This is a genomic window from Segatella salivae F0493, from assembly GCF_000477535.1.
Lineage (GTDB): Bacteria > Bacteroidota > Bacteroidia > Bacteroidales > Bacteroidaceae > Prevotella > Prevotella salivae.
Map to the genome: position 1 here is coordinate 1 of NZ_AWGW01000012.1, position 12,108 is coordinate 12,108.

7 protein-coding genes are annotated in these 12,108 nt (G+C 39.1%); 4 read left to right on the top strand and 3 right to left on the bottom strand.

Translation table 11 applies throughout. The features are described 5' to 3' along the window. Nucleotides 1-33: 33 nt before the first annotated feature. The 3 genes from secA to HMPREF9145_RS04890 all read right to left on the bottom strand — a co-directional run bounded on the left by secA (nt 34) and on the right by HMPREF9145_RS04890 (nt 6,108). The gene (secA, locus tag HMPREF9145_RS04880; RefSeq protein ID WP_021825254.1) at nt 34-3,357 is read right to left on the bottom strand and encodes a preprotein translocase subunit SecA; all 3,324 of its coding nucleotides are present in this window, start codon (nt 3,355-3,357) and stop codon (nt 34-36) included. Between the two features lie 152 nt (nt 3,358-3,509). Continuing rightward, nucleotides 3,510-4,895 (bottom strand): alkaline phosphatase family protein, encoded by a 1,386-nt coding sequence (locus HMPREF9145_RS04885; RefSeq protein WP_036906654.1) that lies wholly within the window; start codon nt 4,893-4,895, stop codon nt 3,510-3,512. 1 nt (nt 4,896) lies between these two features. Continuing rightward, on the bottom strand, nt 4,897-6,108 hold the full coding sequence (locus HMPREF9145_RS04890; protein WP_021825255.1) for an Lnb N-terminal periplasmic domain-containing protein: 1,212 nt from the start codon (nt 6,106-6,108) through the stop codon (nt 4,897-4,899). Between the two features lie 85 nt (nt 6,109-6,193). Here HMPREF9145_RS04890 and HMPREF9145_RS04895 point away from each other — a divergent pair, with 85 nt between their 5' ends. From HMPREF9145_RS04895 to HMPREF9145_RS04910, 4 genes are all read left to right on the top strand, one after another. Then, nucleotides 6,194-7,501: a hypothetical protein gene (locus HMPREF9145_RS04895; protein ID WP_021825252.1), complete on the top strand. Its 1,308-nt coding sequence runs from the start codon at nt 6,194-6,196 to the stop codon at nt 7,499-7,501. A 69-nt stretch (nt 7,502-7,570) separates the two neighbouring features. Continuing rightward, nucleotides 7,571-8,212 carry a hypothetical protein gene (locus HMPREF9145_RS04900; protein WP_036906659.1) on the top strand — a complete coding sequence of 214 codons (642 nt, stop codon included), beginning with the start codon at nt 7,571-7,573 and terminating at the stop codon, nt 8,210-8,212. 15 nt (nt 8,213-8,227) lie between these two features. Then, nucleotides 8,228-9,499 (top strand): hemolysin family protein, encoded by a 1,272-nt coding sequence (locus tag HMPREF9145_RS04905; protein WP_036906657.1) that lies wholly within the window; start codon nt 8,228-8,230, stop codon nt 9,497-9,499. A 221-nt stretch (nt 9,500-9,720) separates the two neighbouring features. Then, entirely contained in the window at nt 9,721-11,862 is a 2,142-nt protein-coding gene (locus HMPREF9145_RS04910; protein WP_021825253.1) for a peptidylprolyl isomerase, read from the top strand. Nucleotides 11,863-12,108: the final 246 nt, after the last annotated feature.

The following is a 12,108-nucleotide window of genomic DNA, read 5'->3' on the forward strand; positions in this document are numbered from 1 at the left end:
GAGTGCTTTTTTATATTGATAAGAACGATTTAATTAAATGTTCTTTCCGTGGCAGTTTTTGAACTTCTTACCACTTCCGCATGGACATGGGTCGTTAGGACGTGGCATTCGTTCAGCAACATAAGGCGTGTGGTTAGCCTGGTCTGCATCTTCGCGCGTGTCTTGATGAGCAGCTGCCTGTTGTGCACGCGCTTCGAGATCTTCTTTTTGTTCGTGATAGCGTTGTGCGTGTTGCTCTGGTGCAGCTTCTTGAACTTCTTGAACAACAGGAATCTGGCAGCGCATCAACACACTGGAAATGCGATTGTTCATGTCATCTATCATGTTGTCCCAAAGTTTAACGCTCTCTAATTTGAAAATCAAAAGAGGATCTTTCTGCTCGTATGATGCGTTCTGCACGCTGTGGCGCAACTCGTCAAGCTGACGCAAGTTTTCTTTCCAGCTATCGTCAATGATGCGGAGCATAACAGTCTTTTCAAAGTCTGTTACAACGCTTGCAGCCTCGCTGTCGTAGGCTTCTTTCAGATTTGCAGGAATCTGATAGAGATTTCGGCCATCTGTGATAGGCACAAGAATACGCTCATACATTGCGCCCTGTTCTTCTTGAACTTTCTTGATGACAGGGTAGGCATCGGCCTGAATACGGTCTGTGTGGCGCTTGAATGAAGCCATGGCATCTTGGAATGCGCGTTCTTCGAGTTCAGCCTTAGTGTTGCTGTCAAATTCTTCTTCGGTGAATGGCATCTCCATTGCTAAGATCTTCATAAATTCTTCCTTAGCTCCGGCATAATCATTCTTTTCGATGATGTTCACAACTCGGTCCCAAATAACATTTGTGATATCCATTCCGATGCGTTCTCCCATGAGGGCATGGCGACGCTTCTCGTAGATTACCGTACGTTGTTTGTTCATGACGTCATCATATTCGAGAAGATGTTTACGGATACCGAAGTTGTTTTCCTCAACTTTCTTCTGCGCACGTTCGATGCTCTTAGAAATCATCGGACTTTCAATTCGTTCGCCGTCCTCAAAACCTAAGCGGTCCATGACTTTAGCGATACGCTCTGATGCGAAAAGACGCATCAGCTTGTCTTCCAATGAAACATAGAAAACAGATGAGCCTGGGTCACCTTGACGGCCTGCGCGACCACGCAACTGGCGGTCTACACGACGGCTCTCATGTCGTTCTGTACCGATGATGGCCAAACCGCCTGCGGCTTTAACCTCGTCGGTAAGCTTGATGTCGGTACCACGACCAGCCATGTTGGTTGCAATCGTTACGGCACCCAATCCATTCTCTGAACGTCCTGCTTCAGCAACAATCTGTGCTTCGCGCTGATGGAGCTTCGCATTTAAGACGTTATGAGGAATGCGGCGCATCTTTAACATCTTGCTTAACAACTCACTGATTTCAACAGAGGTTGTTCCGACAAGTACAGGACGGCCTGCATTTCGCATCGTCTCAATTTCGTCGATAACGGCAGCATACTTTTCGCGTGCTGTCTTGTATACACGGTCGTCGAGGTCGTGTCGAGCGATAGGACGGTTTGTTGGAATCTCTACAACATCGAGTTTATAGATATCCCAGAACTCTCCAGCCTCAGTGCTTGCTGTACCAGTCATACCAGCCAGCTTGTGATACATACGGAAGTAGTTCTGAAGGGTGATGGTTGCAAAAGTTTGGGTTGCAGCTTCCACCTTAACATGTTCCTTAGCCTCGATAGCTTGGTGAAGACCATCACTCCAGCGACGACCCTCCATAATACGTCCGGTTTGTTCATCAACAATCTTAACCTCGCCATCCATAACGACATATTCGTCGTCTTTATTAAACATGGTGTAGGCCTTCAGCAATTGTTGAAGCGTATGCACACGTTCGCTTTGAACGCCATAGTGAGACATCAACTCATCCTTCTTGTCTATTTTCTCTTGATCAGAAAGATTCTTTTGGCTTTCAAGGTCAGACAATTGAGAGGTGATATCAGGCAATACGAACAAGTCTTCGCGTCCTGTTTGCTTTGCCAACCATGCAGTACCTTTATCTGTTAAGTCAGCGCTATTGAGCTTTTCGTCAACAACAAAGTATAATGGCTCAATGGCTTTAGGCATCTCACGGTTGTTGTTAGCCATGTAATACTCTTCTGTTGAAAGCATACCAGCTTTGATGCCATCTTCAGAAAGATATTTAATCAAAGGTTTATTCTTTGGCAATGCTTTATATGAACGATAGAGTGCAAGGAAGCCTTCTTCTAAGAGTTGTTTGTCATTCTTCTCTTGGCCAGCGGTAATCTTTTGCTTTGCCTCAGCCAAAAGCTCAGTTGCCTGCTTGCGTTGAACCTCGTATAAACGTTCTACAAGAGGTTGATACTCCTCAAACATTTGGTCATCTCCCTTCGGAATCGGACCAGAAATAATCAATGGAGTACGTGCATCGTCAATTAAAACGGAGTCAACCTCGTCGACAATCGCAAAGTTGTGTTTGCGTTGAACAAGATCACTTGGGTTGAGAGCCATATTATCACGCAGGTAGTCGAAACCAAATTCGTTATTTGTTCCGAAAGTAATGTCTGCTTGATATGCTTTTCTTCGTGCTTCAGAGTTTGGCTGATGTTTGTCTATGCAATCAACAGAAAGGCCGTTGAACATATAGAGTGGTCCCATCCACTCAGAGTCACGTTTAGCCAAATAGTCATTGACTGTGACCATGTGAACACCATTTCCTGTTAAGGCATTCAGGAAAACGGGAAGGGTTGCAACAAGCGTCTTACCTTCACCCGTTGCCATTTCTGCAATCTTTCCTTGATGAAGAGCGATTCCACCGAATAATTGTACATCATAATGTACCATATTCCATTTGAGTTTGTTGCCTCCTGCTGTCCACTCATTGTGATAGATTGCTTTATCACCATCAATCGTAATGAAGTCATTTGCAGGATTAGAAGCCAACTCTCTATCGAAATCGGTTGCAGTGACAATGGTGTCTTCATTCTCAGCAAAACGTCTTGCAGTATCTTTCATGATACTGAAAGCTGTTGGAAGAACTTCATTTAAAGCTTGCTCATACAAATCGAGAACTTCTTTTTCAAGTTTATCAATTTGATTGAAAATATCCTCGCGTTCGTCGATTGGTGTATTTTCAATCTTCGCTTTTAGTTCCGCTATTTGCTGCTTTTGTTCTTTGGCGGAGTCTTGAACATACTGTTGAAGTTCTTTTGTCTTTGCACGTAATTCGTCATTGCTCAATTTCTGAATCTCGGGATATGCAGCCTTAACTTTCTCAACGATTGGTTGTATCAGCTTCATATCACGGTTTGATTTATCACCGAACAATGATTTCAAAAAGTTATTGAAATTCATTTTATTATGTTTTTTATTATATACCTATTTATATACGTGGTGCAAAATTACGAATTTAATTCTTATTTATCCCACAATATTTATAAAAGTTGAATGAAGTCATTGTAAATAAGACTGTTGTTTCCTCTTTTATACTTCATTCTATATCTTTATTAGAAAAGAGGAGCTGTAGAACAGGCATTCGGTGCTCTGATATTAATGCTCTTACAAATTGTAGGAGCAATACGATCTATAGTTGTTGGAGTAAATATACGCTCTGGCTTAATATCCATTCCATAAAATATAATGGGGAATAATATTAAGTTATTGCGGCTGGTATAGTTTTCTTGTGTATCTTCATTTATCAATTTCCATCCTGGTGATACATTAATAATAATGTCACCACTTACCGATGGATTATATCCTTTCAGTATTTCTTGAACTCCTAAGTTCCCAGAAAGTAGACGTTCAGAGGTATATACATCGCTGACTCCTTCACTTTCAAGTAGCAGTTCCTGACAACGTGAAAGAACTTCATGCATGTTTAATTGCTTTTGTTCTATTATCTTATGATTCAAATAGATTTGGTTATTACATGTTGCATCAATGTATGTACCTTGTCCATAAACTGCACTAAGATATACATTCAAAAGCTTTGATGTACGGTTTATATAAAAATTCCCTGTTGGAACACGATAAAGGCTATAATCATTTTCTGTATCATCGCTTGTACCTGTTCCTGTAATAACGAATAAAACATGGTTCTTCCCAACTTGCTGTTCTATAGAAGCTATAAGTTTGGCTAAGGCTTTATCTAATTGAATATAGATTTGTTTTTGCCAGTCATCACGATTATAAAGTTGAATGTTATCCTTTTTAGAAACAGAAAGAGTAACATTTAACATGTCTGCAATGTCATCTTTCCCCATATTGCTCTTTGAAACGATGCTTATGGCTTTATCAACAATCCCATCATTATCAATAGTTCTTGGTGTAGTAGGGATGTTCAGCCATTGTGGTGAAGCACCATAGAAAGCTGTTGTCCTCCATCTTTTCAATGCATCATCATACCATAGCGCATTATCAGCAGCGTGTCCTGCTGACAGAATGGCAGCATCTTTGCTTGCGGCAACACTATAAATAATGCTTTTTCCATGTGAAGAAACTTTCATTTCATCACTGATGGTAGATGTCTTTAGCTTAGATGGACCATAAATATATTGTTTGTCGTCAACGCAATACGACGGGCAAAGAGATGCATGATCAATCCATTGGTTCCCAATTATGCCATGATAAAATGGAGTTGTGCCCGTTGCTATTGTTGCAATAGAAGCTGGTCGTGATACAGGTACAGATGGACAAGTACCTGTTTCATACATTTTCCCCTCTTGTATCAATTTCTTTAAGCCTGAGTTATTAAAGAAGGGGAGGAAAGTATCAATACTATTATTATTCAACTGATCTATTGTTATACTTACGATTAGTCGAGGTGCAAGATCAAATGCTTGCATCTCTGCTGTAGTTAGCGCAGCTATAAGTATGGCAATATATCTATTCACGTTATAATTTCGTTGTATTGACTTGTTGTGTAACTTTATATGAATATATGCTTGTTATTAGCAAAACAAATGCCAATAGTTGGATTCCGTCTGCAAATGATTGAAAGAAACTTCCGATAGTGCCCAATAAATAACAAGTAATCATAAGAAGTCGGAAATTTTTGGCTTTTCTAATTTGAGGGAAAAGCCATAAAATGTTGAGGGGATTGAGGATTAAGATTTGTAGGTTAAAGCTCACAGTAGGATGTTTACTGAATATCATTGCTGTAAGAACTAAGCCACATAATCCTGTGATGAATGATAAAATAGAATAGATAGAGATATAAAATATCTTATATTTCTTTTGTAAGAACCCTGATATAATCAATAAAATTGATATGCAAATCATGAGACTTGTAGGAGTTAATACATTAAAGAAACTACAACTTTTTTCATTGTAAGTAGAAGTTGGTGCTATGATGTAATGGCTACTACTAACCAAGTTCTTTACTTCGTTGTGGTTAAACTTTACTACAGCATGCTGGAAATAAAAACTCAAAGAGTCTGGAAGGAATTGCCGTTCTTCCATAGAAAGCGGGCAATCTGCCTTATACCCAAGCAATAAATCATTGCCCCATCTTGCCCATAAGTATTGAGAATTCCATTGATGAATCTCTTTTCGGTACGAGGAAGTCGCTTGCTCAAGACCATGGAAATTTACAAAACCATTAATATTATTAATGATAATATCTCGTGCTCTTGTGGTACAATTGTCATAAAAATAATTGTATCGATAAGTTCTGTTCTCTGGTTGATAGTTCTTGTCAATGGCTAAGGCAATATTCTCTTTATCTTTCGGAGATAAATTCAGTATCTGTTCTTTTACCCATCTCCCTTCATTCTTGTATTCTTCATAAAAACTCTCAAAAGGAATAATACCCATCTCGTAGTCAGTTAATCCAAAAACAAAACGTAAAATAAAATATTTTTGTTGAAAGGAGAACATTCCATAGTTGATAACGAGGTCCTGATGATTCCTCAAATCCTGAAATCTGATAGCCGTATGTCCATAATAAGAATAGACTTCTTGTCCAGGTCCACAGGTGAGTAAACTAATCTTTACAGAATCACCATAAATATTTGATGAAGTTTGTGATGCTTGTGAATAACACTCTACAAATGTTATAAATATAACAAGGATTACACTTCTAAAAATATATTGAAAACGTTTCACAATGCAAAAATAGCTTATATTTCCGAGTTATCATGCATTTGTTTCTAATTTTTTTGATAATTTTGCAAGCAGTTATATAGTAATTATGAATAAAATAATATTAAGCGCTGCCTTGTTGACTGTGATTTCAACAACTGCATTAGCTCAAAGTGGCACTAATTCACCATATAGTCAGTACGGCTTAGGTTTATTGTCTGATTACGGTACAAGTCTTAATCGTGGAATGGATGGCTTGGGCTTAGGATTTCATAAGCATAATCAAATTAATTATTTGAATCCGGCTTCCTATTCTTCTTTGGACTCTTTGTCTTTCATCTTTGATGCTGGATTTTCTGGACAAATAACTAATTTCCAGGAAGGAAAAGATGTAAAGAAGAATGTAAAGAATGGAGTCTTTGATTATGTTGTAGCTGGTTTTCGCGTAGCAAAACACGTTGGAGTCAGCTTTGGTGTAATTCCTTATACTAATATCGGTTATAGCTATGCAACAACAGGCGACTTAAATAGCAGGCAATCGGCCTTTCATCAAACTTACTCGAATACATTTGAAGGAAAGGGTGGACTTCATCAGGTTTATCTTGGTGCAGGTTGGCAACCTTTTAATGGCCTTGCTATAGGTGCAAACATAGGTTATTTGTGGGGAAACTATACGAGATCTGTTATTAACTCCTATAGCGATGCTTATGTAAACACAATTTCTAAGTATTATTCTGCAACAATCAATAATTATAAACTTGATGTTGGATTGCAATATACAGCTCGGTTCTCAAAGAAGGATGATTTGACCATAGGACTTACTTATGGCTTAGGACATAAGTTAGGAACTGATCCAGAGTGTAGTATTATTTCGAATAATTCACAGACAAATGTTGCTGATACAACTTCTTTGAAGATAAAGAATGGATTAGAGTTACCTCACTCTTATGGGGTAGGCTTGATGTTTAACCATAATAATAAATGGAATATCGGCGTAGATTATTCGTTGATGCAATTCAGTAAAGTTGGTTATCCTGAATATACAGTAGAGAATGGTTTCTCTAAGTATGCTTTGTCTAAACAGATTTACAAGGATCGTCATAAATTAAGTGTGGGCGCAGAGTTCTGTCCTAATGAGAGTGGTCGTAAATTTGTAGACCGCATTTTCTATCGTATAGGTGCATCCTACGCTACACCTTATTATAAAGTTAATGGGGTTGATGGACCTAAAGAGTATGGGGTAAGTGCTGGCTTTGGTATACCAATTATTAATGAATGGAATAATCGCTCTATGCTCAACATCAGTGGCTCGTGGGTTAGACGTGATGCTCCTGGATTAATTAAAGAAAATACATTCCGTATTAATATAGGCTTTACATTTAACGAACGTTGGTTTGCTAAGTGGAAAGTGGAATAAACTAACGGTTTTGTGTTATTTTCCATGCTAAACCATTTAAGAAATATTGGATGTGTATTGGTGCTTGTAATGTTTTTCTTTGCTTGCGAAGAACAACATGAGCATACTGCACCTGCAATTCATGCACGAGATTCCGTACCTGTAATGGTAAGTTATGGAGTTAATACCTTAGTTTCTGATTCTGGGGTGGCCAAATATCGTATTGTGACAGAAGAGTGGGAGGTTAATACCAATCTTCGCCCTTCACGTTGGATATTTAATAAAGGTGTGTTTCTTGAACAATTTGATGAGAAATTCCATGTTCAGGCTTACATACAATGTGATACTGCATATTATTTTGATCAATTAAAACTATGGGAGTTGCGATCAAGAGTACGTATTCTCACGAAAGGTGGGCTGCATTTCTCCAGTGAACAGTTATTTTGGGATGAAGGGAAGCATGAACTTTATTCGAATGTTTTCTCTAAGTTGGTTACCCCCGACCGTACACTCGAAGGTACTTATTTCCGCAGTGATGAACGAATGACGAAGTATTTTATTTCCAATACAAAAGGTTCATTTGCAAAAGATGATTTTGATTCGTCAAACAATGGTTCTTCTGATGCAAATCTTACAGACTCAGCACGTCGTGCTCAAGACTCTATTGCAAAATATCAGCATCCAATTGCTACACCACAACGCAAGAATACATCGATTCCATTGATGCATTGATTAAGTTATTTGAAAATGAATGAATCCATAGATATATCTCTGATTATTGGCATATTGTTAACAATGGCATTCTCTGCTTTCTTCTCTGGCACCGAGATTGCTTTTGTTTCAAGCAACCGAATGCTTTTTGAAGTTGATAAAGAACGTCATGGTTTGTCAACGCGATTAATCAATTTTTTCTATCGGCATCCTAATGATTTTGTAAGTACAATGCTTGTTGGAAACAATGTTGTACTTGTCATATATGGTATTTTAATAGCTCGTCTTTTTGACAATTCTATCTTTTCTGGGTATGCTCCGGCCTTTACGGTCCCTGCGGATACAATTCTTTCAACTGTTATTATGCTCTTCACAGGAGAATTTCTGCCGAAAATCTTTTTTAAGAGCAATCCTAATGGTTTGATGACCCTCTTTTCTCCAGTTGCTTTTCTGTTTTATATTATTCTTTGGCCGATAAGTCGTTTGGCCACGTTCCTCTCAAAATTATTGTTGAGACTGTTTGGTGTAAAACTCGAAAAAGAAGACAATGATGAAGAGTTTTCTAAAGTGGATCTTGATTATCTTGTTCAATCAAGTATTGACAATGCAAAGTCAGGAGATGAGATTGATGACGAGGTGAAAATCTTTCAGAATGCATTGGAATTTTCTGAGACAAAAGTCCGCGATTGCATGATTCCAAGAACCGAGATTAATGCAGTTGAATATCAATGCACGGTAGAGGAGTTGATGCAAAAGTTTGTTGAAAGTGGAAATAGTAAAATTATAGTCTACAAGGACGATATAGACCATATCGAAGGTTATATACACTCTTCTGAAATGTTTAAGTCGGCGGGAAAGGATTGGCATCAGTCTATTCGTACGATGCCTTTTGTGCCTGAAACCATGGCTGCTCAAAAGCTAATGAAAACATTTTTGCAAAGTAAAAAGAGTTTAGGCGTTGTGGTCGATGAGTTTGGAGGCACAAGCGGTATTGTGTCATTAGAGGATATCGTGGAAGAAATCTTTGGCGATATCGAAGACGAACACGATAGTAATAAATATGTAGCTAAAAAGATTAATGACAACGAATATCTTTTGTCGGCACGTTTAGAGATTGATAAGGTAAACGATATGTTTAATCTTGATTTGCCCGAAGATGACGATTACAAGACTATTGGCGGCTATATCTTGAATTTCTATCAGAGTTTTCCAAAGCTCAATGAGGTGATTAAAATTGATCATTTCAGTTTTAAGATTATCAAGAGCACAATGACAAAGATAGAGTTGGTTAAGCTAACCATTCTCTAATTGATTCTTTCAACTTTGGATTTGAAGCATAATTATCATGAAAAGAACTGTTGACTCATGTTTTTTGCATAAAGTCTTCTGGTAAGTTGGTCTTGCGCAGGGTTTAAAAAGTAATTTTTACATGAAAAATTGCGCTATATGCTTTTTTATTCGTATTTTTGTGGGCAATTTAATTTATACAAAGAAAGAAATAACTAAAAAATAAAAAACAAATTAAAGTAATGGCAGCATTAGGAAAAATCAGAAGCAAAGGAGCTCTGTTGATGGGAATCATCGGCTTGGGTCTATTTGCATTTATTGCTGAAGAGGCTTTCCGCTCGTGTGAGTCTACGCGTAACAATGAGCGTCAGCAGGTCGGAGAAGTCTTGGGAGAGAAGATAAGTGTGAATGATTTTCAGAAACTTGTTGATGAGTACAGTGAGGTTGTGAAGATGCAACAAGGTGCAGATGCACTGAACGACGAGCAACTCAATCAAGTGAAAGACATGGTCTGGAACACTTTCGTGCAGACAAAGCTTATTGAAAAAGAAGCAAAGGAACTCGGACTTCGTGTCACTGACACTGAGATGCAAAATGTGCTCAGAGAAGGAACAAATCCAATGTTACTTCAAACTCCTTTTGTTAATCAGCAAACTGGACGCTTCGATGCTAACGCATTACAGAAGTTCTTAGCTGAGTATGACGCACAACGCACTGCAAATCCACAAATGGCACAGCAGTATGAAACCATCTACAAGTATTGGACTTTTATTGAAAAGACACTTCGTCAGCAACTTCTTGCACAGAAGTATCAGAGTCTTTTGGCACATTGTCTCTTGTCTAATCCGGTAGAAGCTAAGATGGCTTTCAATGAAGAAAATCAAGAAAGCCAAATTCAACTTGCTGCTTTCCCTTACACTTCAATCCAAGATGATAAGGTGAAGATTTCTGATTCCGACTTGAAAGCTAAATATGATGAGCTTAAGCCACGTTTCCGTCAATATGTAGAGAGTCGCGATATCAAGTATGTTGACGTTCAGGTTACTCCTTCTGCAGCTGACAGAAGCGCACTTCAGAAAGATTTTGCTGGTTACGCAAAAGATCTCGCTGCAGCAGAAGACCCTTCAACTGTTGTTCGTAAGAGTTCTTCACTCGTAAACTATCTCGGTCTTCCTGTTGGAAAAACGGCTTTCCCAGCTGATATCGCCGCAAAGCTTGATTCAATGGCTGTTGGTCAAACTTCAGGTGTGATTGAAGACAAGCTTGACAACACACTGAACGTTATCCGATTGATTTCAAAACAACAATTACCTGATTCTGTTCAGTATCGTCAGATACAAGTTGGCGGTGCTTCTGCAGCTGCTGCTCATAAGTCGGCTGATTCTATCTATGCAGCATTAAAGGCTGGTGCAGACTTTGAAGCACTTGCTAAGAAGTATGGTCAGACCGGACAGAAGGCATGGATGACAACTCAGCAATATCAGAGTGCACCTTCTATGGACAATGATACAAAGAACTATATCAACAACTTGAACACAATGGCTGTTAACGAAACAAAGAACATCCCATTGAGTCAGGGCAATATCATTGTTCAAGTACTTGACAGAAAGGGTATGACTGAAAAATATGTTGCTGCAGTCATCAAAAAGAATATCGTATTCTCTAATGACACTTACAGCAAGGCTTACAATAAGTTCTCTTCTTTTGTCAGCGCTAATCAAACTGCTGCAGACATTGAGAAGAATGCTGCAAAGAGTGGTTACAGAGTGCAAGAGGCTAAGGATGTTACAACCGCACAGCATTATTTGGCTAACATCCATGGCACACGCGACGCACTGAAGTGGCTCTTTGATGCAAAACAAGGCGACGTTTCTCCAATGTATTCTTGTGGCGACAACGACCATCTCCTCGTTGCAATCTTGACAAAGATTAATCCTGTTGGTTATCGTTCTTTGGACGATGCTCAGGTGAAAGACATGGTTAAGGCTGAGGTGATGAAAGACAAGAAGGCCGAAATGCTGATGAACAAGGTTAAGGGAGTTAACTCTCTTGCTGCTGCTAAGGCTAAGGGTGCTAAGGTAGCCGAAGTTAACCAGGTAACCTTCGCCGCTCCAGTCTTTGTAACCCTCACGGGTGCAAGCGAATCCGCACTTAGTGGTGCTGTATATGCAACCGCTAAGGGTAAGTTCTCTACCGACCCTGTCAAAGGTAACGCTGGTGTTTACATGTTCCAGGTGGTGAACAAAACGATGCGTCCTGGCAAGTTTGATGACAATAGCATGGAGCAGAAGATTCGTCAGAAGATTATGCAGTATGCAGGAAACTTCATGAACGAGCTTTATATTAATGCAAAGGTCGTAGATAATAGATATCTCTTCTTCTAAACGAAGAACAAAAACCATAAAAAAAGGGCAGGCTGTTTCATACAGGCTGCCTTTTTCTTTTCCTGAAACATTTTGATGCTTGCGGGCCTCCCGCAAATCACTTTTTAAAGGTTTTGACGCTTGCGGGTCTCCCGCAAATCACTTTTTAAAGGTTTTGACGCTTGCGGGGCTCCCGCAAATCACTTTTTAAAGGTTTTGACGCTTGCGGGCCTCCCGCAAATCACTTTTTAAAGGTTTTGTATGCTT